The organism is Pseudomonas fluorescens, from assembly GCF_902497895.1.
Lineage (GTDB): Bacteria > Pseudomonadota > Gammaproteobacteria > Pseudomonadales > Pseudomonadaceae > Aquipseudomonas > Aquipseudomonas fluorescens_BP.
Map to the genome: position 1 here is coordinate 19,234 of NZ_CABVHQ010000038.1, position 21,250 is coordinate 40,483.

The window sequence follows — 21,250 nt, forward strand, 5'->3', positions numbered from 1 at the left end:
ATCTTGGTTTCAAGCTTAATTCCATCTGTTTCCGGCCTTATGGCCGCCGTAGAGGCGAAATCATGAAGACAACCATCGAATTGCCTCTCCTGCCATTGCGTGATGTTGTGGTTTATCCGCACATGGTTATCCCGCTGTTCGTGGGGCGCGAGAAATCCATCGAAGCCCTCGAGGCCGCGATGACGGGCGACAAGCAGATTCTCCTGCTGGCTCAGAGGAACCCTGCCGACGACGATCCCGGTGAAGAAGCACTTTATCGCGTAGGTACCATCGCGACGGTTCTGCAACTGCTCAAGCTGCCTGACGGCACGGTCAAGGTGTTGGTCGAGGGTGAACAGCGCGGGGCGGTCGAACGTTTCATCGAAGTGGACGGCCACTGCCGTGCCGAAGTCTCGCTGATCGACGAGATCGATGCGCCAGAGCGCGAGTCGGAAGTCTTTGTCCGCAGCCTGCTGGCTCAGTTCGAGCAATACGTACAACTGGGCAAGAAAGTCCCTGCCGAAGTGCTGTCGTCGCTTAACAGCATCGACGAGCCTAGCCGCCTGGTCGATACCATGGCGGCGCACATGGCGCTGAAGATCGAGCAGAAGCAGGAAATCCTCGAAATCATCGATTTGTCGGCCCGGGTCGAGCACGTTCTGGCGTTGCTGGATGCCGAGATCGACCTGCTGCAAGTCGAAAAACGCATTCGCGGTCGCGTCAAAAAGCAAATGGAGCGCAGCCAGCGCGAGTACTACCTGAATGAGCAGATGAAGGCCATTCAGAAAGAGCTGGGCGATAGCGACGAAGGCCATAACGAAATCGAAGAGCTGAAAAAGCGCATCGATGCCGCCGGCTTGCCGAAAGACGCTTTGGCCAAGGCTCAGGCGGAGCTGAACAAACTCAAACAAATGTCGCCAATGTCTGCGGAAGCGACAGTGGTGCGTACGTATATCGACTGGCTGGTTCAGGTGCCGTGGAAGGCTCAGAGCAAGGTACGTCTGGACCTGGTACGGGCTGAAGATATCCTCGACGCCGACCATTACGGCCTGGATGAAGTCAAGGAACGGATCCTCGAATACCTCGCCGTGCAAAAGCGCGTGAAGAAAATTCGTGGCCCGGTGTTGTGCCTGGTCGGTCCTCCCGGGGTTGGTAAAACATCCCTGGCGGAGTCGATTGCCCATGCGACCAACCGTAAATTCGTGCGTATGGCCCTCGGTGGCGTGCGTGATGAAGCGGAAATTCGTGGTCATCGGCGGACTTACATCGGTTCGATGCCAGGAAGATTGATTCAAAAGATGACAAAAGTTGGCGTGCGCAACCCGCTGTTCCTGCTCGATGAAATCGACAAGATGGGTAGCGATATGCGTGGCGATCCGGCGTCGGCGTTGCTCGAAGTGCTCGATCCCGAGCAGAACCACAACTTCAATGACCATTACCTGGAAGTCGACTACGACCTTTCCGATGTGATGTTCCTCTGCACCGCCAACTCGATGAACATCCCGGCGGCGCTGCTCGACCGGATGGAAGTGATTCGTCTGCCGGGCTACACCGAAGACGAGAAGATCAACATCGCCGTCAAATACCTCTCGCCCAAACAGATTCAGGCCAATGGCTTGAAGAAAGGCGAAGTGGAATTCGACGCCGAGGCGATCCGCGACATCATTCGTTACTACACCCGCGAAGCCGGTGTGCGTGGCCTTGAACGGCAGATTGCCAAGGTCTGCCGCAAGGCGGTCAAAGAGCATTCCCTGGAAAAACGCTTCTCGGTAAAAGTGACAGCCGAGATGCTGGAACACTTCCTTGGAGTGCGCAAATTCCGCTACGGCCTGGCTGAGCAGCAGGATCAGATCGGACAGGTGACAGGCCTGGCCTGGACTCAGGTCGGTGGTGAGTTGCTGACCATTGAAGCAGCCGTGGTACCGGGCAAGGGTCAGTTGATCAAGACCGGTTCCCTGGGTGACGTAATGGTCGAATCGATCACTGCGGCGCTGACGGTTGTGCGCAGTCGTGCGAAGAGCCTGGGGATCCCTCTGGACTTCCACGAGAAGCGTGACACCCATATCCACATGCCGGAAGGGGCTACGCCTAAAGATGGTCCGAGCGCCGGTGTCGGCATGTGTACGGCCCTGGTGTCGGCACTGACCGGGATTCCGGTGCGTGCAGATGTCGCCATGACCGGTGAAATCACTTTGCGCGGCCAGGTTCTGGCAATTGGCGGTCTGAAGGAAAAACTGCTGGCGGCACACCGCGGCGGGATCAAGACCGTGATCATTCCTGAAGAGAATGTCCGCGACTTGAAGGAAATTCCCGACAATATCAAGCAAGATCTTCAGATTAAACCAGTTAAATGGATTGACGAGGTCCTGCAAATTGCGCTGCAATACGCGCCGGAGCCCTTGCCGGATGTGGCTCCGGAGATAGTTGCAAAGGATGAAAAGCGCGAGTCTGATTCCAAGGAAAGAATTAGCACGCATTAGTACGAATTTGCCTGGGGGGCTTTCTTGACAGCTTTTTAGAGCCCTTGTTATAAAGCGGCTCTTAAGTGTCAGTAGGCCATTCAGCGCTCGCTTTTGCTTTCACCAAAAAACTTAGAATCATACTCAAATAGATATAAGGGGACTTAGAGTGAACAAGTCGGAACTGATTGATGCTATCGCTGCATCCGCTGATATCCCGAAAGCTGCTGCTGGCCGTGCGCTGGACGCTGTAATCGAATCCGTCACTGGCGCTCTCAAGGCTGGCGACTCTGTTGTACTGGTTGGTTTCGGCACCTTCTCCGTCACCGATCGTCCAGCTCGCATTGGTCGTAACCCACAGACCGGTAAGACGCTGGAAATCGCAGCAGCCAAAAAACCAGGTTTCAAAGCCGGTAAAGCACTGAAAGAAGCTGTTAACTAAGCGTCTTTTCAAGTCTTTGCCCATCCGGGTCGGGGTCATTCCTGACTTGGCAGCGGAGCGGTAGTTCAGTCGGTTAGAATACCGGCCTGTCACGCCGGGGGTCGCGGGTTCGAGTCCCGTCCGCTCCGCCAGTTACGAGAAGGCGCATCCTCGGATGCGCCTTTCTTCTATCCGGATTCTACCCACGCTCCACGGTTGCCTAATTTGAAGTACAACCGTTTCTGGGGGACGCATGCTGCAGAATATCAGGGACAATTCACAAGGCTGGATTGCCAAGACCATTATCGGGATCATCGTCGTACTGATGGCTTTTACCGGTATCGAGGCCATTTTCCAGGCCACTACCAATAGCCAGGACGCCGCCAAGGTCAATGGTGAAGAGATCAGTCAGAACGAGCTGAGCCAGGCGGTCGACATGCAACGCCGTCAGCTCATGCAACAGCTGGGCAAGGATTTCGATGCTTCCTTGCTCGATGAAAAGATGTTGCGTGAATCTGCTCTGAAAGGGCTGATCGACCGCAAGTTGTTGCTACAGGGCGCAGACGAATCGAAATTCGCTTTCTCCGAAGCAGCTCTGGACCAGGTGATCCTGCAGACGCCTGAGTTTCAGGTCGACGGCAAGTTCAGCCCCGAGCGTTTCGATCAGGTAATCCGCCAACTGGGCTACGGCCGTATGCAATTCCGCCAGATGCTGGCGCAGGAAATGCTGATCGGTCAACTGCGTGCCGGTCTGGCAGGTAGCGGTTTCGTCACCGATGCACAGGTTCTGGCATTCGCGCGCCTGGAAAAACAGACCCGCGATTTCGCCTCCTTGAGCATCAAGGCCGATCCATCGGCAGTCAAAGTGACTGATGACGAGATCAAGGCTCACTACGACGAACATGCCAAGGAGTTCATGACGCCCGATCAGGTGGTGATCGATTACCTCGAGTTGAAGAAAGCTTCTTTCTTTGACCAGGTCAGCGTCAAGGATGAAGACCTGCAGGCTCAATATCAGAAGGAAACCGCGAATATCTCCGAGCAACGTCGGGGCGCGCACATTCTGATCGAGGTCAATGACAAGGTGAACGAGGCGCAAGCCAAGACCAGAATCGACGAAGTTCAGGCGCGTCTGGCCAAAGGTGAAAGCTTCGAGGCCCTGGCCAAAGAGTTCTCCCAGGATCCTGGTTCGGCGGCGAACGGCGGTGACCTGGGTTACGCCGGTCCGGGTGTCTACGACCCAGCCTTCGAAAAGGCCTTGTACGCCTTGAACAAGGATGAGGTTTCGTCACCGGTTCGTACCGACTTCGGTTGGCACCTGATCAAGTTGCTGGGCGTCGAGGCACCTTCAGTGCCGAGCTTTGCCAGCTTGAAAGACAAGCTGACGCTCGAGCTCAAGGCGCAACAGGTCGAGCAGCGCTTTGTCGAAGCGACCAAGCAGCTTGAAGACTCTGCGTTCGAAGCGTCCGATCTGGCCCAGCCGGCTCAAGAGCTGAAGCTGACCGTTCACACCTCCGCGCCGTTTGGCCGTGAGGGCGGTGAGGGTGTAGCAGCCAACCGTGCGGTAGTAACGGCGGCATTCAGCCCTGAAGTCCTGGATGAAGGTGCCAACAGCACTGCCATCGAACTGGACCCGGATACCGTTGTGGTCCTGCGTGCCAAAGAGCATCGCAAGCCTGCGCAACTGCCACTGGAAAGCGTTGCTGCGAGCATCCGCGTGCAATTGGCCAAGGAGCATGCAAGTGCTGCCGCCAAGGCCAGGGCCGAGGAACTGATCGCCAGCCTGCGCGACGGCAAGACGCCGTTGGATAAAGCGCTGGACGGCCAGAACTGGAAAGTGCAGGAAGCCGTCACGCGTGGCCAGGAAGGGATCGACCCGACCGTGCTGCAAGCACTGTTCCGCATGCCGAAGCCTGGAGCCAAGGACAAGCCGACCTTCACCAGCGTGACCCTGGCTGACGGTAGCCTGGCGATCGTGCGCCTGAACGGCGTCAACGAAGCGGCAGCGCCTACCGAGGAAGAGAAGGTTCAGTACCGTCGCTTCCTGGCCTCGCGGGTGGGTCAGCAAGACTTTGCCGCCTATCGCAAGCAACTGGAAAGCCAGGCAGACATCGAGAAGTTCTGATGCCTGACTGATTCAGTAAGTCGTAAACAAAGACCCCGGCCGCAAGGCCGGGGTCTTTTGTTTAGGGGGCTATCAAATGTTCCAGTCCGCACCCGGCAGCCAGGTGGCGAGTGTTCATTGATCATTTTTCTGCGCGACTTTCCCCCGTAAACCGGGCTCATCAGGCTTGCAAGGCGGTCAAGACACTAAACGGTACGCCCACGAGGGTCGATCTGTTGCACAATACCTCCCGAACCGTTTTGCTCAGGATGTTCAATGTTTAAATCACTCCACATGCGTGTCGCGGTAATGGCGCTTGTGATGGTCGGCGCTGCAGGTTGCTCGGAAAAGAAAGCCGCCATTTATGAGCATGAAGATTTTGCTGACTCCGGCACCTTCTCGCGTACCTACCCGGTCAGCGATAAGACCACCTGCGAGGCTGCGCGCCGCGCCCTGCTGAGTCAGGGTTATATCATCACCAGCAGCGATCCGAAGTTGATCAGCGGTCACAAAAGCTTTCAGCAGACCGGTGATTCGCACATGGAGATCAGCTTCAACGTCGTCTGTGCCGAAGACGGCAGCGCCGGGCATAATGCGACGATGTTCGCCAATGCCCTGCAGGACCGTTATGCGCTGAAGAAGACCAACAATTCTGCCAGCCTCGGGGTCGGTGTATTGGGGTCGGTGTCGATGCCGATCGGTTCCTCCGACGATTCGATGGTCAAGGTCGCCAGCGAAACCGTGTCTTCGGCCAAGTTTTACGAGCGTTTCTTTGCCCTGGTCGAGCTGTTCCTGCCACCAGAGGCCAAGAAAGTCGCGCATATCACCGAGAAACCGAAGACCGTTCTGGGTATGCCCGAACCCCAGGCGGCACCCGCCTCGGCAGCGCCGGCACCCGAGCCTGCACCTGCCGCACCAGAGCCTGGCGCCGCACCCGCCGCAGAACCGGCCAATATGATGCCCGCCGAAGATGCACCGGCCTCGGAGCCAGTGGCACCTCCAGCCGACACCGCGCCGATTGCCCCTGAAGAGTCCGCGGAGCCGGCCTCGTCGAACGAATCCACTGCGCCACCCGCCAATCCGGATTCGCTGCCGCCGCCCACAGAACCCATTTCTTCGATGCCGGTTCAGTAAGCCCGGCTCAGACCGCTGCGGGATAACCGATCCCGTAGCGGATCATCGCTCGCGGCACGCCACGATGAGGCTGTCAGCCCACATCGGTTTACGCCTTCAGCGCGGCCGGCACAATCCTGAAAATCGTTACAAAGCGCGGCGGTAAATTCGTCGGGATCTGCTACGTTTAATTTTTAAGCGCCTCGATGTCATGACGAAGTATTTTTTTCGTCACAAAGGCACTTTATGCTGAGGGCTAAGGTCATTTAATCAATCGGTTTTCACCGCACCCAAAAGGATTTCGCAATGGACGAATACCAAGAAGAGCTGCTGGAATATCAAGCGTTTGAACTGGATCCGCTGGAGCCTGCAGAAGACGCTACCGAGCTGTAAGGGCAGGAGTGAACTTCAGGCGGATTGGCGATGACTGCGGCGAAACTCGCCAGGGGTCAGGCCGTTCCAGCGTTTGAAGGCCCGTTGAAAGGCTTCGGCTGAGGCGAAACCGAGCAAGTAGGCGATCTCCCCGAACGCCAGTTCGGTATCGCGGATATAGGTCATGGCCAGATCACGGCGAGTGTCGTTGAGAATCGCGCGAAACTGCGTGCCTTCCTCGGCGAGCTTGCGTCGCAGGGTCCAGGTCGGCAGTTTCAGGCGCGCCGCCACTTCTTCCAGGTCAGGTTCCCGGCCGCCATTGAGCAGCGGCCCGAGCAACTGAATGATGCGCTCGCGCAGGCTGCGGGTTCGGGTCAGTTGCTCCAGTTCCCTTTCACAGAGTTTGAGCAGCAGGCGCCAGGTGCTGGGGCAATGCTCCGGGTTGCGCAGGGCCAGGCTGGCCTGGCTCAGGCGCAGTTGATTGTGCTCGGCGCCAAAGTGGATCGGGCAATCACCCAGCACCGCATAACGTTCGCGGTAATCCGGTTCGGCGAACTCGATGTCGATCTGCTCGGCGTGCAGCGTCTGGCCCAGGCTGGATAACTGCTGGAGCCAGCCGGCAATGATCGAGTCCACCACAAACCGGTTGTAGGCGTTGTAGGGGCTGATGGAATAGAACCTCAGCCAGGTGCCTTGGGTATCTTCATGAAAACTCGATTGGCCGCGATAATTCGAGCCGTACAAGGCTTCGAAGCGGATCAGGCAGCGCGCCGCTTCCCGTACCGTCGGTGCCTGGGCGGCCGTGACCCCGACCAGACCGGCCTGGCTGAGGCGGCTGAGTTGGCCCATGCGCAAACCCAATGCCGGGTCGCCGGTCAGTTGAATGGCGGCATGGCCGAGGCGCATGTAGCGCGGAATCGACAATCTGGCGCCGGCTTCGGCGAGCCGCGCCGGATCGAGACCATATTGCTCGAGCAGCTGCTGCGGATCCAGGCCATGGCTGCGCACCGCGTCGGCGAGGCTATGGACAAAACCTACCGACAGATCCCCAAGGCGCATCGGCATTGGTTTCATCGGTTACAACCAGATATTCAGCAGGCGGGCGCCACGGGCGTTGCCGTCGGCGATGGTTTGGCCGTTGCTGCTGATAAAACTCTGGCCGTCACTGCCTTGATCCCAGAATTGACCGCGCATGAACACACTCATACCCGCCAGGGCCTGACTGCTGGGAAGCTGGCTGATCAGTGTCAGGCGATGCCAGGCCGCACCTTCGCTGAGTTCGCCGGGCTTGAGACTGATTTCGCCGGGAGTCGACAGGCTTTTGTAGCCGCGCCAGGGTTTGTCCCAGGCGCCGCGGCCGATGACCGAGGCCGGAACGGCTATCAGCTGTGCGCCCTGGTCGTTGAGTTTGCGGTAGTTGGCGGGGTACCAGCTGTCGCTGCCGATCAACACCCCAAGGCGTCCGGCCGGAGTCTCGATGACGTTGATCGCCTGATCGGCACTCGGCTGGATCGAACCCTGCTCATCGAAGTTCGGATACAACTGGCGTTGCGGCTGGCCAATCGGCGCGCCATCACTGCCGAACACCAGAGTGCTGTTGTACAGCACACCCGACCCGACGTTCAGCTGTCCGTCGCTGACGCTGGGTTCTGGCAGCACGATCGAGCCGGCCACCAGCGTCACGCCGAATTCCCTGGCCAGGCCGCCGAATAGCGCTTGGTAATCCTTGGCCATGGTTTTGGATTTCATGCGCAGGTGCGCATCGTCCAGGCGATTGTCGCCTTTGGCGCTGAGCAGTGCCCGGGCAAACGCCAGCGGGTTGCTGACGGCCAGCCAGTGCATGGCTTCGTCAAGGCTGTTGGCCTGGTACAGCTGTTTTTTCTCGCCGCTGAGCATCAGCCAGGTGCCGATATGTTCTGGCAGCACGACGATGGTCTTGGCATTCAGCAAGTCTTGATCCCGGGCGTGCTGCAAGTATGCGGCGAGCTTGCGATGCAAGCGCTGGGGGCTTTGATAATCGGAGGGGAATAGCTCGGGCTGGATGCCCAGCAGATTGCCGCGATCGGCACGCACGCCTTGATCCACCGCAAGGTTGATCCGCAAGTCCGAAAGGTAGTGGCCGACGGGGCGTTCGGCGGTCCACATCCCATAGGTGGTGATAACGGCGATCAAGGCTATGGAAAAGGTCAAGCAAAGAAGTTTGCGCATGGGGAAACAATTAACGGCCGTGTGCAGGGTTCGCGACTAGGGTAGGGCCCATGCACGGGATTGCCAAGGGGTGCTGTGCATTTGGATCAATAAGTTGTCAGTTACGGTCATTGAGTGAAAGGGGGGCGTGCTCTTAGTCTGTCGACATGACTGATGGGAGCCGTAGAGCTCCTGCACTTTTCCGTGATTGCTTGTTGTGGAGTTACCGATGGCCGCCGCTCATTACCCGCACCTGTTGGCCCCGCTGGATCTGGGTTTCACCACCCTGCGCAACCGCACCCTGATGGGCTCGATGCACACCGGCCTGGAAGAAAAGCCCGGTGGTTTCGAGCGCATGGCGGCTTACTTCGCCGAGCGTGCCCGTGGTGGTGTCGGCCTGATGGTCACCGGCGGGATTGGTCCGAACGACGAGGGTGGGGTGTATTCGGGCGCGGCCAAGCTGACCACCGAGGAAGAGGCGCTGAAACACCGGATCGTGACCCGGGCGGTACACGAAGCGGGCGGCAAGATCTGCATGCAGATCCTCCACGCCGGGCGTTATGCCTACAGCCCCAGGCAAGTAGCGCCCAGTGCCATCCAGGCACCGATCAACCCGTTCAAGCCCAAAGAGCTGGATGAGGAAGGCATCGAGAAGCAGATCAGCGACTTCGTCACCTGTTCGACCCTCGCGCAACACGCCGAGTACGACGGCGTCGAAATCATGGGCTCCGAAGGCTACTTCATTAACCAGTTCCTCGCGGCGCACACCAACCATCGCACCGACCGCTGGGGCGGCAGCTATGAGAACCGGATGCGCTTGCCAGTGGAAATCGTCCGCCGCGTGCGTGAAGCGTCAGGGCCGAACTTCATCATCATTTATCGCCTGTCGATGCTCGACCTGGTGGAAGGCGGCAGCACCTGGGAGGAAATCGTCCAGTTGGCCAAGGCCATCGAACAGGCCGGCGCGACCCTGATCAACACCGGGATCGGCTGGCATGAAGCGCGGATTCCGACCATCGCCACCAAAGTCCCGCGTGCGGCGTTCAGCAAGGTCACCGCCAAGTTGCGGGGAGCGGTGAGCATTCCGTTGATCACCACCAACCGCATCAACACCCCGGAAGTCGCCGAACAGATTCTGGCTGAAGGCGACGCCGACATGGTGTCGATGGCGCGGCCGTTCCTCGCCGACCCGGACTTCGTCAACAAGGCCGCGGCCGGACGGGGCGATGAAATCAACACCTGCATCGGTTGCAATCAGGCCTGCCTGGATCACACCTTCGGCGGCAAGTTGACCAGCTGTCTGGTGAACCCGCGGGCGTGTCATGAAACCGAACTGAATTACCTGCCGGTGCAGCAGATCAAGAAAATCGCCGTGGTCGGCGCCGGGCCTGCGGGGTTGTCAGCCGCTACCGTCGCGGCCGAGCGTGGGCATCAGGTGACCTTGTTCGATTCCGCCAGCGAGATCGGTGGCCAGTTCAACGTCGCCAAGCGCGTACCGGGCAAGGAAGAGTTTTTCGAAACCCTGCGTTATTTCAAACGCAAATTGCAGACCAGCCATGTCGAGTTGTGCCTGAACACTCGGGTCGATGTCGCGCAATTGCTCGCGGGCGGCTATGACGAGATCATCCTCGCCACCGGTATTGCGCCACGGTTACCGGCGATCCCTGGGGTGGAACACGCCAAGGTCCTGAGTTACCTGGACGTGATCCTCGAGCGCAAGCCTGTCGGTAAAAGCGTGGCGGTGATCGGCGCCGGTGGTATCGGTTTCGACGTCTCGGAGTTCCTGGTCCATCAAGGAGTATCCACCAGCCAGGATCGCGAGGCGTTCTGGAAGGAATGGGGCATCGATACTCATCTCGAAGCGCGCGGCGGTGTCGCCGGGATCAAGGCTGAGCCCCATGCACCAGCGCGTGAGGTGTTCCTGCTGCAACGCAAGAAGTCCAAGGTCGGTGACGGGCTGGGTAAAACCACCGGCTGGATCCATCGCACCGGTCTGAAAAACAAGCAGGTGCAGATGCTCAACAGCGTCGAATACCTGAAGATCGACGATGACGGTTTGCATATCCGCATGGGCGAAACCGGCGAGCCGCAGGTGTTGGCGGTGGACAACATCGTGATCTGCGCCGGGCAAGACCCGCTGCGTGAATTGCATGAAGGCCTGGTGGCCGCCGGGCAGAATGTGCATTTGATTGGGGGGGCGGACGTGGCCGCTGAACTGGATGCCAAGCGGGCAATCAACCAGGGTTCGCGGTTGGCTGCAGAGCTGTAACCAACGCAATATTGCGACAATCACAAAACCCTGTGGCGAGGGGGCTTGTCGGAACGCCGCATCGCCCCGCTCGGCTGCGAAGCAGTCGTAAAATCGGTGAATGCGGTGTCCCTGATACAACGCCTTTGCAGTTTTTAGGGCCGCTGCGCGCCCGAACGGGGCGATGCGGCTTTCCGACAAGCCCCCTCGCCACAAGTGCTCCCACTCTGCTGCTAATATGCCGCTCTTTCCACCTAGAGCTCGGGCGCCAATGCTTTCCCTTCCTTCCGACTGGCTACCTAGCGCGCCCCTCGAGCACCTTCATCTGGACTGGCTCACCCAAGCCAATATCCACGTCGTCGTGTTGCGCCTGGACCTCATCGACCCACTGATCTCTGGCAACAAGTGGTTCAAGCTGATCGAACATCTGGCAGTCGCCGATCTTGCCGGGGCCCAGGGCATCATCAGCCTGGGTGGCGCTCACTCCAATCATCTGCACGCGCTGGCAGCAGCGGGGAAGCGCTTTGGTTTTCCTGTCGTCGGCCTGTTGCGCGGTCATCCACAAGAAACCCCGACTGTTCTGGATTTGCAGGCGTTCGGCATGCAATTGCATTGGCTGGGTTATGGCGGCTATCGCGCGCGGCATGAGCCCGGCTTCTGGCTGCCATGGCGGGCGCAATACCCGCATTTGCAACCCGTGCCCGAAGGCGGTGGTGGTCTGCCGGGGGCGCGCGGCTGTGCAGGATTGCTGGCCATGGCACGGGATCAACTGGGTGCACTGGGCTGGAACGACTATGACGGCTGGTGGCTGGCCGCCGGGACCGGTACCACGCTGGCCGGGCTGGTGCTGGCCGAAGCGGGGGCGCATCCGGTCTATGGTGCGCTGGCGGTACCGGATGATCACGGAGTTGCTCGACAGGTCGAGGCGATTATCCAGGAGGCGGGCCTGTGCAATCCCGCGTATGAGCTGTTCGATGGCAGTCGCGGCGGTTTCGCCAAGGTCGATCCGGCGCTACTGGAGTTCATCCGGTTAACCGAACAGGCCAGCAGCGTGCCGCTTGAACCGCTGTACACCGGCAAGGCGCTGATGGCCTTGAAACAGCAAATCGAAGCAGGGCGTTTTGCCCCGGGCGCTCGATTGATCTTCGTGCATACCGGCGGTTTGCAGGGCCGCCGGGGTTTTGCTGTAGCGGACCAGCACTAGCCGAGTTTGAACAGCCGAAACAGTTCGGGCGCAGCGTGGCAATCGTTGATGGTCCGCAACGCGATCCGGCGCAAGGAGCGCGCCGAAGACCACGGGCGCCGTCCGCGGCACCTGGATGTGCGTCTGGCCAGGTTCGCCGTAGCGGCGGGCAAGGCCGACAAAGGCTGATTGCGGCTTCAGCGCCAAGTGTCCTTGCCATTCACCAGCCAGTCGAATAACAGACTCGATTCGCTGGCGGCAGCTTGCGCCATGAACGCCGTACCGGTACTCATGAACGCCTGTCGTTGCTCGGTATTCCAGTGTTGCTGGAAGTACTCGGCCAGCGCCACACATTGTCCCGGGTACAGCAGGCACAGTTGGTCGGGGGTTCGAATGAACTCCAGGGCCAACCGACGCCTTTGTTTCGGGCTCAGGTCGAGGCTGCCCAGGTGCTGGCTTTTGCCTTCCATGAGGATGTCGTCGCGACTCAGGCTGGTCAGGTCCTGCAGCCCTGGACGAGGCATGCGGACGATGTACCACCGGGTGTCGGGCAGGCGCTGGTCCGAGGCCGGCGGATGCTCGAACAAGTAGATATCAGCGTTCCACAGTTCGGGCTCGGCGGGTGTTTGTTCAGGCACCTGTGACGGATCCTGGCCTGGGGCGTTTGAGTCGAACATGGCTCCAGACAGCGTGATATTGCTCGGGCTGAGGTGCAGCCGATTGCCATTGGCGGTCAATGTCAGCGGCTGGTTTTGCTGCACCTGCAGTGTTTGCCCCGGCTCGACATGCAAGCGCTGGGTGTTTTCGGCCAGCCGTTGCCCATTGAGGTAAATACCGGGCAGGGCTGTCGCCGGGTCCGCTGTCGGAGCTGGCATTGCAAGACTGCCCGCGGCCGGCCAGACGATTGGCTGGTCCGGGTCGTTGTCGATGAAACTGACCAGCACTTCGCCGCCGGCCATGGGCAAACGGCTGTGCTCGATCCGGTCACTGAGTGCGGGATAAGCGATCGGCAGCCAGAGGCCGCTGCGCTGGTGATGGCTGTTTTGTCGATCCCATGCCAGACATACCTTGATCCGTCCCTGGTCATCCTGCGCTGCCGGTTGCCCTTGGGGGCCGACCACCCAGGCCCGCTGATAGCCGGGCATGCACGGTTTAGGGTGCTTGAGCGCCGGTCGGAAAGCCACGCACCAGGGAATGGCCTGGAACTGATTGCGATACCCCTCGGGCAATGGCGCAGGCGTGGCGTCAGCAAAGCGCTCATGGCTCAATCCCTCGGCCACTTCCCATCCGGACGGCGCCAGGGTCGCAGGCTTGAATCCCGACTGTTGCCACTGATGGTGCACCTCGCTGAGCAACCATTGATCGTTGAACTGTGACAGGGGATGGCTCAGTACCTGGAGGACCTGGCCGCTGCGCAGCCGGGGCTGATCGCTGTGACCGACGATGTGTCGCTGTTGGCTGCGCAGGCGCTCCAGCGCACGCCGACCTCGCAGGCTCAGGTGCACTTGATCGGGGGCGAGTCGGCTGGCGGGGCCGTACTTCTGACCATGGGTTTGATTGGTAGCACCCTGGTCGGCGCCAGGCGTGTCAAGCACCAGGAGTTGGCTATTGACGCGCGTCGGTTGCGCCACCTCGGCAATGTGCCATTCGGACAGGTGGCTGATGGTCGGTTGATCAGGTTGTTGTTCTGCGGGAAAACGATAAGGGGTGATTACCGGCAGCTGCACAAACCCCTCACTGTCATCGGCAAACACCAGGACATGCCGATCGTTCTGGTGCTCGAAGTGGTAGTGGATACCTTCTTCCTCACACAAGCGATGCAGAAAATACAGGTCGCTTTCGTCGTACTGAATGCAAAAGGGCCGCGGCGGGTATTGGCCATTGGGCAGTTCGAAACGGTAGCTGCTGACCGGCAGCCGGTGTTCTTCGAGTAACTGCCGCAGAATCAGCGGTACGCTCAGGTCGTGGAACACTCGCCGGCAGCTGCGTTGCTCCAGCACTTGAAGGTGGGGCGTCAGGGTGAGGCTGTAACCGGTCTGGAGTAACCCGAGAGGGTGTTTGCCAACCCGCTGAATGATGCCGTGGATGCCGCTGTCATCTCCCAGGCGCAGGAACGCCGGTTGTTGCAGCAAGGGCTCGAGGTCGGTTCCGGGGGCGCAGTCGATCAGTTCGATATCGAAACGAAAAGGTTCATTGAGGGCTTCGCGACCGGTGAAACGGGTCACCTGAAGGCTCCAGGAGCCTTCGCAGCTCGACAGGGTAACGGGGGGTTGCAGATCCTTGTGCATCTCATGCGCTCTTGCCTTCGATCAGGGGGGCAGAGGTTACGAAACGACAGAGGCAAATGGGGAGCGCCAACCGGCTTTTAGGAAAGCCCCTACGACATGGTGTGGAGAAGTCGATCAGCCACTCTACTTTTTGGTCGATTGGTAACTTTATGCCGTATAAACTTGCACAACGCGTCGGCCAATAGATGTTTCGGCGCCACAGATCAAGAGAGTGAGTAATGGGCGCACAGTGGAAGGTTAAACACAAAGAAGCGGCATCCAATGCCAAGGGCAAGATCTTCGGCAAGCTGGTGAAAGAGATCACCATTGCCGCGCGCAACGGCGCGGATACGGCGACCAACGCGCACCTGCGCCTGGTGGTGGAGCAGGCGAAAAAAGCCTCGATGCCTCGCGAAACCCTGGAACGCGCCATCAAGAAAGGCTCGGGCCAGCTGGGCGAAACCGTTCAGTACCATCGCGTCACGTATGAAGGCTTCGCGCCGCATCAGGTTCCGCTCATCGTCGAGTGCGTCACCGACAATATCAACCGCACCGTCGCTGAAATTCGCGTGGCATTCCGCAAGGGCCAGTTGGGTGCTTCGGGTTCGGTTGCCTGGGACTTCAACCACGTCGGCATGATCGAAGCGTCCCCTGACAGCCCCGATGCAGATCCAGAGATGGCGGCTATAGAGGCCGGTGCCCAGGACTTCGAAGCGGGCGAAGAAGAAGGTACGACGCTGTTCATTACCGAGCCAGCCGACCTGGACGCGGTACAAAAGGCCTTGCCTGAGCAAGGTTTTACCGTGCTGTCGGCCAAACTGGGCTACCAGCCGAAAAACCCGGTCAGCGGCTTGAGCGACGAACAAATGGCCGAAGTCGAAGCCTTCCTCGAAGGCCTCGACAACCACGATGACGTGCAGGACATGTTTGTCGGTCTGGCGGGTTAAGGTTCTTTCTGCAAGAGCTGCGTTGGCTGCAAAAGATCGCAGCCTGCGGCAGCTCCTACAGGGATCCGGTACACCTGCGTTATCGTGGGTGGACCCCGATCCCCGTAGGAGCTGCCGATAGGCTGCGATCTTTTCAAGACACCGCCGATCCCCGGCTCGGCCAGCGATCTTCCACGGCCAGCCTGTTCAAATCAGGCGCACGGCGACTGGCTTCTGGATCGGTTGATCAGAGGCTGATGCAGATTCGAGTGTTTTGAGTGCAGAGCTGATTCGCAGTGAGAGCAGGGCGCTCTCGGAGTGTTGCGGGCGAATCAGTGAAAGAAGATGGCTCCACGACCTGGACTCGAATGAAAACTTAAGTACCTGTTTTACAATAAATTCATGCTGATTTCTAAAGTCTCTATCCCTACGATTATCCTAATCAAGCCAGTATTTTATGCGAGTTCTTTCAGTACCTCATGAGCGGGGCAGCGGCAACAGTAGAAAATTAATAATCTAACGTTGGGCCTATTTCACTGAGGAGAATGCAGCGCTGTGAAACGGCTGACTGCTTGTGGCCGATTCCAGTGGGTGGTTCATAGGTGCGCAACCTGAGCGCTGTCTTATGAAGAAGTACTAATTTATGATGCCGCATTGATAAATTTGGAAACGGCATCATGAGTACACGTTCCGACCTCCTGACCAGCGCTGAGATTCTGTTGCGTACCAAGGGCTACGCAGCCTTCAGCTATGCCGATCTGGCGGAAGACATCGGTATCAAGAAGGCGAGTATTCACCACCACTTTCCCACCAAAGAAAGTCTGGCGATCGCCATCGTTGAGAGTTATCTGTTCCGGTTCAAGAATCAGCTGGAATGCATCAATGATGAAAATACCGGCATTATCGATCGGCTCAATGCCTTCGCCCTGATGTTCGCGCAAAGCAGTAAAAACGCGATGCTTCCACTCTGCGGCGCCCTGGCAGCGGAATTGCTGGCTTTGCCTGAAAGCCTAAAGGAATTGACGCGGGACTTTTTCGAAATCCATCTCAATTGGCTTCAGGCCAATATCGCACTGGGCCAGGCGGCAGGGGAACTCAAAGCTGAGCTGGACGGCGTGAAGGTTGCCAGGTTCATCTTGAATACGTTGGAAGGTGGCAGCTTTGTATCTTGGGCGCTGAGCGACAATTACGAACAGTCTTCAGGATTTGATTTCATTTTAGATGGGCTTCGGGTTACCGAAACGCATCACTGAGGTTCGATCAGCTTTTTTCTGCGTCATAAAACGACCGATTCTGCCCCTGCTGGCTCGGTCCGTTTTCCCGCCTCGTAAGTGGTTTCAGCCGCTTAGCTCGCACTCTCTGAATTCTTTTTGCGCGCACTCAATCTGACGAGCGTACGTCTAGTCTCGCATTTGGGTTGCGGATACCTACCCATGTCTACACTTTCGGTGTGTGACCAGAAGTACAAGATTAAGTAGAAATTACTGCATTGTTATCGGAGTTATCCCTATTCAGGAAAACTCTGTCGAAGCTGGTTTTTTTGGCGATTGGTTATAAGAAGAATAATCTATTGATCGACAACCTACTAGTTGGTAGGCTTGTTTCTCTTCCGGGCCAAACGCCCGGTCCATCCGAAGAGGAACGAACACATGAGCAACAACCTGAATGGTATCGATGTCGCCGCACTCCAGCAGTTTGCCCAAGGCGTTGCTGAGGATGCGACCAAGCGCCACGCGAGCTTCAACGTCAAGACTCAGTGGAAAGGCCAGACTCGCTCTGTGGCCAAAGTCAATCGCTACAGTCTGGCCGGTGAAACCTATTCGCGGGATTTCGAAATCGTCGCCGATGAGCCTAATGAATTGCTGGGCCAAAACACTGCGCCTAACCCTCAAGAGCTGCTGATGGCCGCTCTCAACGCCTGCATGTCGGTCGGTTATGCCGCCAACGCCGCGATGATGGGTATCAATATTCACAGCCTGGAAATCGAAACGGACGGCACCCTCGACCTGCAAGGCTTCCTGGGCCTCGACGAGAGCGTCAACCCAGGTTACGACGAAGTGAGTGTGGTGATTCGACTGCACACCGACGCCTCCCGTGAGCGCGTTGAAGAACTGCACAAAGTGGTGCTCAAAACCTCGGTCAACTACGCCAACTTCTCGAAAGCCATCCGCATGGTGCCAACCCTCGAAGTGCGTGAGGGCTGATTCGCTCGTTTCAAAGACATTCAAACCTTGCGTGCACCAGCAGGCAGCCAGCCGCCTTGGTGCCGACCCTAATTAGTTCTGGATAACCGGAGTCTGCAATGAACGATTTTTTCAAAGGTAAAAAACTGCTAGTTGTCGGTGGCACCAGTGGCATGGGCTTGGAAACGGCCCGCATGGTGCTCAAGGCAGGCGGCAGCGTGGTGCTCACCGGCAGCAAGCAAGACAAGGCCGATGCGGTGCGTAACGAGCTGAGCCCGCTGGGCCCTGTGTCGGTGATCGTCGCCAACCTGATGACTGAAGAAGGCATGAATTTTGTTCGCAAGGAAATCAATGCCAACCATAGCGATATCAGCCTGATGGTGAACTCCGCCGGGATCTTTATTCCCAAGCCGTTCACCGAGCACGATGAGGCCGAGTACGACATGTACCTGTCTCTGAACCGTGCGACCTTCTTCATCACCCAGGCAGTGGTCAAGAACATGCTGGCTGCCAAGCGCGAAGGGGCGATTGTCAATGTTGGCTCCATCGGTGCGCAGGCCGCATTGGCAGGTTCACCGGCCTCTGCCTACTCCATGGCAAAGGCAGGTCTGCATGCGCTGACACGCAACCTGGCAATCGAATTGGCTCACTCGGGTATCCGGGTCAACGCCGTCTCACCAGGGATCGTTCACACCTCAATCTATGAAGGGTTCATGGACAAAGAGGCGATCCCGGAAGCGATGAAGTCGCTGAACGATTTCCACCCCCTGGGACGAGTCGGTGTTCCCGAAGACGTCGCGAACACCATCCTGTTCCTGCTGTCGGACAAGACGTCCTGGGTGACCGGCGCAATCTGGGACGTGGATGCTGGAATTATGGCTGTTAGGGCCTGACCACGGTGGCGAGCGCGGCCTGATGAAAGCTCCCATCGCGGGAGCTTTCACGCCTTCACTCAGTACAAGTGAAAGAAGGCTGAATGCTGGCTGCAGGAGTCTTCAATGTCGATCACGACAAAAGCGGCGCTGTTGAGAGCCGCGGAAACCCAAATGCGCTCCAAGGGCTATTCCGCGTTCAGTTATGCCGATCTTGCGGCGCAGATCGGCATTAGAAAAGCCAGTATTCACCATCACTTCCCGACCAAGGAAAGCCTGGGCGCGGAGTTGATCAAGGACTACATCAAACGCTTCGATGCGACCCTCAGTTCGATCGAAGAAACGCATGTCGATCCGCTGCTGCGACTTCGTGGTTTTGCCCGGCTTTTCATCATTAGCGCCAACGAGGGGCTGCTGCCCTTGTGTGGTGCCCTGGCGGCAGAAATGGCGGCACTGCCGCTGTCGCTGCAAGGGCTCACTCGGGCGTTCTTTGAAACCCAGCTCGATTGGCTTCAGGCCACCCTCAATGCAGGGGTCCGGCAGCGCAACTGGTCGCTGGACAAACCCGTTGAGACCTACGCGTTCATGCTGCTGAGCAGCCTGGAGGGAGCGAGCCTTATCGATTGGACATTGGGCCGATCAACCGACCCGTTGGCAGGCTTCGATCATTTGCTTGAAACGCTGGTAACGCGGTCTTGATTTCTTTGAGTACAGGACGAGTCATGCAAACTTCTTCGAAAAAATATGCAGTGGATATCTGGTCTGATTTTGTTTGCCCTTGGTGCTGGGTAGCCAAGCGTCGATTCGAGCAGGCGCTCGATAAATTTGCTGAAAAAGACAATGTACAAGTCAACGTCAGGGCCTATCGTCTGGCGGCGAATCAAGCGCCAGAGCCTATGATCGCAGCCCTTAAACGCAAGCTCGGCAATCCGGATTCCGCTGCCGCGATGATGAACACCGTCAGTAAATATGGTCGGGCCGATGGGCTTGATTACCGCTTTGACAGCATGCTGTTTGGCGATACCGCAGATGCCCATGTACTGGTCAAGGCGGTTGCGGACGAAGTCGTTAAAAAACGCTTGGTCGAGGCGCTGTATGAGCAAAGCACCTCCCATGGTCAGTCGCTGTTTGGTCGCGGCAGCCTGGAGGCCATAGCCAAGACCGTAGGTGTTTCGGACGCGTTAATCCAACGGGCGTGGTCATCCGTTGAATTGCGCGAAGAGATGGAGGAAGACGAACATATCGCCGCGCAACTAGGTTCGGGCGTGCCTTTGTTTGTATTCGATAATGCCTTCTCATTGTCCGGTGCTCAGCCTGAGGCTGCTTTTCTTGAAGCGCTGAACAAGATGCAGGAGAAGTCGAAAGTCGAAGATGACGCATTCAGCAGTCAAGTCTGCGGCATAGATGGCTGCAAAATTTGATCAGCAGAAGCGGTGCGGCACTGGGTTGTGCCGCCCTTCATCCATATTGAGAGCGAGATCCAAATGAGCCGTATCGTTGAGTTGAGTGCTCAGCAGTTCGCCCGCTTTGTGGCCAAAGGCAGCAGCGTCGTGCTGTTTTCAGCGTCCTGGTGCAAGCCTTGTCAGGAGATGAAGCCGGTCTTTCATGCTTTGGAAGAAAAGCTTCACTCCCTGGCGGCTTTTGCAAAGATTGATGTGGCGGTGTCTCCGACGATCGCGCAAATGTACGGTATCCGGGCGGTGCCATCCTTGGCGGTGTTCCATGAGGGGCGGCTGCTGCGGGTCATGCCCGGATCCCGTTCAGTTGGAACAATGAAAAAAGCCATTCTTGCGGAGTTGGAAGAGGCGATTTAACCGAACCTCCTCCATCAGCGGTCAGGCTGATCAGCCTGGCGTTCTTTTTCATCCCTCGGGTGTGGATTTGCCCCGGACCAGTTATCGATGGGATGAGCGCGGTCTTCGTTGAAGATTTCCGTTAACAGCGCGTTGGCCCGTTTGTAGGCGTCATACTTGAACTCGGTATCATCCACAGGCTGCGCGGCCATTTCTTCCAGCATCTCCAGGTTCAGGCGACGGAATCGATCCGCTCGTTCGCGGGCTTTGTAGCGACCAATGCCCAGTTGCTCCAATGCCCTGCGGCCCAAGGACAATGCGAAAGCAGGGTCGAGGGGCAGCGTTGAAAGCACCGTGGACAGCCACAGGCGTCAGCCTGCGCATCTGGCAGTAGGTCGCGGTCGCATGCAGGGGTTGGGTAAGCACCGAAAACCCGGGGGTGGTCACCCATGTCGAACTGGTCGTGCTCGCCGCCGGTGGTCACGGCCCACAACAAGCTCTTACTTTTGAGTGCGGTGTCGCCTTTGCCATAGGCCCACCCTTGGGTGAAGACTTTATCGATCCACAATCTCAGCAGCGGCGGGCAGCTGTACCAGTACAGCGGATGTTGCAGGATCAGAAGCTCTGCCTGTTCGAGGGATTGCTGCTCGGCTTGGACATCGATGTTGAAGTCCGGGTACAGGTCATAAAGGGAGCGTATGACCACATCCGGGTTATTGGAGGCTTGCCTGAGCATCACCTCGTTAACCTTGGATTTGTCGGGGTAAGGGTGAGCGTAATGATCAGAATCATTGGGAGCATTCCACGACAAATCGCGAGTTCATTCAGAACGAAAAAACTCTCTGGTCGGTGGGCATAAAGATGCCCAGCGACCAGAGAGTCGCTTCTTGGGGATGGAACCCTTATTTACCTACTTGCAGTTTCAATATGTCCTGCGCAGTCACGGGTTCGCCAGCGATTCCCCAATCTCCGCTTTTGACCTCTTCGAAGATGACCCAGGTGAGGGCGCGCATGTTTTCACCTTCTACAGACACCATGGCGTCCGTCACTTTCTGGATGACTTCGGCTTTCTGCTTGTCGGTAAAAACGCCTTCAATGCCTTTGATGGTAACGAGAGGCATGGTGTGCTCCTTAACGTCTGAA

17 protein-coding genes, 1 tRNA gene and 3 pseudogenes are annotated in these 21,250 nt (G+C 58.0%); 15 read left to right on the forward strand and 6 right to left on the reverse strand.

The features are described 5' to 3' along the window. Positions 1-62: 62 nt before the first annotated feature. From lon to F8N21_RS18960, 5 genes are all read left to right on the forward strand, one after another. Positions 63-2,459 carry an endopeptidase La gene (gene lon / locus F8N21_RS18940; protein ID WP_150643574.1) on the forward strand — a complete coding sequence of 799 codons (2,397 nt, stop codon included), beginning with the start codon at positions 63-65 and terminating at the stop codon, positions 2,457-2,459. A 148-nt stretch (positions 2,460-2,607) separates the two neighbouring features. Continuing rightward, positions 2,608-2,880 carry an HU family DNA-binding protein gene (locus F8N21_RS18945; protein WP_002552737.1) on the forward strand — a complete coding sequence of 91 codons (273 nt, stop codon included), beginning with the start codon at positions 2,608-2,610 and terminating at the stop codon, positions 2,878-2,880. Between the two features lie 54 nt (positions 2,881-2,934). Continuing rightward, positions 2,935-3,011: transfer RNA gene (locus tag F8N21_RS18950), tRNA-Asp, on the forward strand. 101 nt (positions 3,012-3,112) lie between these two features. Beyond that, positions 3,113-4,984, forward strand: coding sequence for a SurA N-terminal domain-containing protein (locus F8N21_RS18955; RefSeq protein WP_150643575.1), 1,872 nt, complete (start codon positions 3,113-3,115; stop codon positions 4,982-4,984). A gap of 255 nt (positions 4,985-5,239) precedes the next feature. Next, positions 5,240-6,097, forward strand: a complete 858-nt coding sequence (locus F8N21_RS18960; protein WP_150643576.1) for a DUF2242 domain-containing protein — start codon at positions 5,240-5,242, stop codon at positions 6,095-6,097. Positions 6,098-6,484: 387 nt separating this feature from the next. On the opposite strand, the gene F8N21_RS18965 is transcribed toward F8N21_RS18960, so the two are convergent. Both F8N21_RS18965 and F8N21_RS18970 read right to left on the reverse strand, forming a co-directional pair. Beyond that, positions 6,485-7,522: an AraC family transcriptional regulator gene (locus F8N21_RS18965; RefSeq protein ID WP_150643577.1), complete on the reverse strand. Its 1,038-nt coding sequence runs from the start codon at positions 7,520-7,522 to the stop codon at positions 6,485-6,487. Between the two features lie 3 nt (positions 7,523-7,525). After that, the gene (locus tag F8N21_RS18970; protein WP_150643578.1) at positions 7,526-8,656 is read right to left on the reverse strand and encodes a nitrilase-related carbon-nitrogen hydrolase; all 1,131 of its coding nucleotides are present in this window, start codon (positions 8,654-8,656) and stop codon (positions 7,526-7,528) included. A gap of 208 nt (positions 8,657-8,864) precedes the next feature. Between F8N21_RS18970 and F8N21_RS18975 the strand changes: the two genes are divergently transcribed. The 3 genes and pseudogenes from F8N21_RS18975 to F8N21_RS31005 form a co-directional block, all read left to right on the forward strand. Further along, a complete protein-coding gene (locus tag F8N21_RS18975; protein WP_150643579.1) occupies positions 8,865-10,904 on the forward strand; it encodes an NADPH-dependent 2,4-dienoyl-CoA reductase in 2,040 nt (679 codons plus the stop codon). 250 nt (positions 10,905-11,154) lie between these two features. Beyond that, complete coding sequence (locus tag F8N21_RS18980; RefSeq protein WP_150643580.1) at positions 11,155-12,087, forward strand: 1-aminocyclopropane-1-carboxylate deaminase/D-cysteine desulfhydrase; 933 nt, start codon at positions 11,155-11,157, stop codon at positions 12,085-12,087. A 42-nt stretch (positions 12,088-12,129) separates the two neighbouring features. After that, positions 12,130-12,255 (forward strand): annotated as a pseudogene (locus tag F8N21_RS31005) (hypothetical protein); the annotation flags it as partial. An 8-nt stretch (positions 12,256-12,263) separates the two neighbouring features. On the opposite strand, the gene F8N21_RS18985 reads toward F8N21_RS31005, so the two are convergent. Continuing rightward, on the reverse strand, positions 12,264-14,354 hold the full coding sequence (locus tag F8N21_RS18985; protein WP_150643581.1) for a type VI secretion system Vgr family protein: 2,091 nt from the start codon (positions 14,352-14,354) through the stop codon (positions 12,264-12,266). A 218-nt stretch (positions 14,355-14,572) separates the two neighbouring features. Here F8N21_RS18985 and F8N21_RS18990 point away from each other — a divergent pair, with 218 nt between their 5' ends. From F8N21_RS18990 to F8N21_RS19020, 7 genes are all read left to right on the forward strand, one after another. Further along, positions 14,573-15,280, forward strand: a complete 708-nt coding sequence (locus tag F8N21_RS18990) for a YebC/PmpR family DNA-binding transcriptional regulator (protein WP_150643582.1) — start codon at positions 14,573-14,575, stop codon at positions 15,278-15,280. A 656-nt stretch (positions 15,281-15,936) separates the two neighbouring features. After that, positions 15,937-16,512, forward strand: a complete 576-nt coding sequence (locus F8N21_RS18995) for a TetR/AcrR family transcriptional regulator (protein WP_071550876.1) — start codon at positions 15,937-15,939, stop codon at positions 16,510-16,512. Between the two features lie 396 nt (positions 16,513-16,908). Beyond that, positions 16,909-17,463, forward strand: a complete 555-nt coding sequence (locus F8N21_RS19000) for an OsmC family protein (RefSeq protein WP_150643583.1) — start codon at positions 16,909-16,911, stop codon at positions 17,461-17,463. A gap of 98 nt (positions 17,464-17,561) precedes the next feature. After that, the gene (locus F8N21_RS19005) at positions 17,562-18,335 is read left to right on the forward strand and encodes an SDR family NAD(P)-dependent oxidoreductase (protein ID WP_071550874.1); all 774 of its coding nucleotides are present in this window, start codon (positions 17,562-17,564) and stop codon (positions 18,333-18,335) included. Between the two features lie 105 nt (positions 18,336-18,440). Next, entirely contained in the window at positions 18,441-19,013 is a 573-nt protein-coding gene (locus F8N21_RS19010; RefSeq protein WP_071550873.1) for a TetR/AcrR family transcriptional regulator, read from the forward strand. A 23-nt stretch (positions 19,014-19,036) separates the two neighbouring features. Continuing rightward, the gene (locus F8N21_RS19015; RefSeq protein ID WP_150643584.1) at positions 19,037-19,735 is read left to right on the forward strand and encodes a DsbA family oxidoreductase; all 699 of its coding nucleotides are present in this window, start codon (positions 19,037-19,039) and stop codon (positions 19,733-19,735) included. Between the two features lie 63 nt (positions 19,736-19,798). Continuing rightward, positions 19,799-20,128: a thioredoxin family protein gene (locus F8N21_RS19020; protein ID WP_095633395.1), complete on the forward strand. Its 330-nt coding sequence runs from the start codon at positions 19,799-19,801 to the stop codon at positions 20,126-20,128. Between the two features lie 14 nt (positions 20,129-20,142). Here F8N21_RS19020 and F8N21_RS19025 read toward each other — a convergent pair. The 3 genes and pseudogenes from F8N21_RS19025 to F8N21_RS19035 all read right to left on the reverse strand — a co-directional run. Next, positions 20,143-20,427 (reverse strand): annotated as a pseudogene (locus F8N21_RS19025) (glutathione-regulated potassium-efflux system protein KefC); the annotation flags it as partial. A gap of 13 nt (positions 20,428-20,440) precedes the next feature. Beyond that, a pseudogene (kefF, locus tag F8N21_RS19030) lies at positions 20,441-20,843 on the reverse strand (glutathione-regulated potassium-efflux system oxidoreductase KefF); the annotation flags it as partial. A gap of 166 nt (positions 20,844-21,009) precedes the next feature. Further along, a complete protein-coding gene (locus F8N21_RS19035; protein ID WP_071550870.1) occupies positions 21,010-21,228 on the reverse strand; it encodes a tautomerase family protein in 219 nt (72 codons plus the stop codon). Positions 21,229-21,250: the final 22 nt, after the last annotated feature.

Excerpts from the sequence above, each read along its gene's own strand:
- lon (WP_150643574.1), top strand. The coding sequence starts at position 63 with ATGAAGACAACCATCGAATTGCCTCTCCTGCCATTGCGTGATGTTGTG.
- F8N21_RS18955 (WP_150643575.1), top strand. The coding sequence starts at position 3,113 with ATGCTGCAGAATATCAGGGACAATTCACAAGGCTGGATTGCCAAGACC.
- F8N21_RS18960 (WP_150643576.1), top strand. The coding sequence starts at position 5,240 with ATGTTTAAATCACTCCACATGCGTGTCGCGGTAATGGCGCTTGTGATG.
- F8N21_RS18965 (WP_150643577.1), bottom strand. The coding sequence starts at position 7,522 with ATGAAACCAATGCCGATGCGCCTTGGGGATCTGTCGGTAGGTTTTGTC.
- F8N21_RS18970 (WP_150643578.1), bottom strand. The coding sequence starts at position 8,656 with ATGCGCAAACTTCTTTGCTTGACCTTTTCCATAGCCTTGATCGCCGTT.
- F8N21_RS18975 (WP_150643579.1), top strand. The coding sequence starts at position 8,865 with ATGGCCGCCGCTCATTACCCGCACCTGTTGGCCCCGCTGGATCTGGGT.
- F8N21_RS18980 (WP_150643580.1), top strand. The coding sequence starts at position 11,155 with ATGCTTTCCCTTCCTTCCGACTGGCTACCTAGCGCGCCCCTCGAGCAC.
- F8N21_RS18985 (WP_150643581.1), bottom strand. The coding sequence starts at position 14,354 with ATGCACAAGGATCTGCAACCCCCCGTTACCCTGTCGAGCTGCGAAGGC.
- F8N21_RS18990 (WP_150643582.1), top strand. The coding sequence starts at position 14,573 with ATGGGCGCACAGTGGAAGGTTAAACACAAAGAAGCGGCATCCAATGCC.
- F8N21_RS18995 (WP_071550876.1), top strand. The coding sequence starts at position 15,937 with ATGAGTACACGTTCCGACCTCCTGACCAGCGCTGAGATTCTGTTGCGT.
- F8N21_RS19000 (WP_150643583.1), top strand. The coding sequence starts at position 16,909 with ATGAGCAACAACCTGAATGGTATCGATGTCGCCGCACTCCAGCAGTTT.
- F8N21_RS19005 (WP_071550874.1), top strand. The coding sequence starts at position 17,562 with ATGAACGATTTTTTCAAAGGTAAAAAACTGCTAGTTGTCGGTGGCACC.
- F8N21_RS19010 (WP_071550873.1), top strand. The coding sequence starts at position 18,441 with ATGTCGATCACGACAAAAGCGGCGCTGTTGAGAGCCGCGGAAACCCAA.
- F8N21_RS19015 (WP_150643584.1), top strand. The coding sequence starts at position 19,037 with ATGCAAACTTCTTCGAAAAAATATGCAGTGGATATCTGGTCTGATTTT.
- F8N21_RS19020 (WP_095633395.1), top strand. The coding sequence starts at position 19,799 with ATGAGCCGTATCGTTGAGTTGAGTGCTCAGCAGTTCGCCCGCTTTGTG.
- F8N21_RS19035 (WP_071550870.1), bottom strand. The coding sequence starts at position 21,228 with ATGCCTCTCGTTACCATCAAAGGCATTGAAGGCGTTTTTACCGACAAG.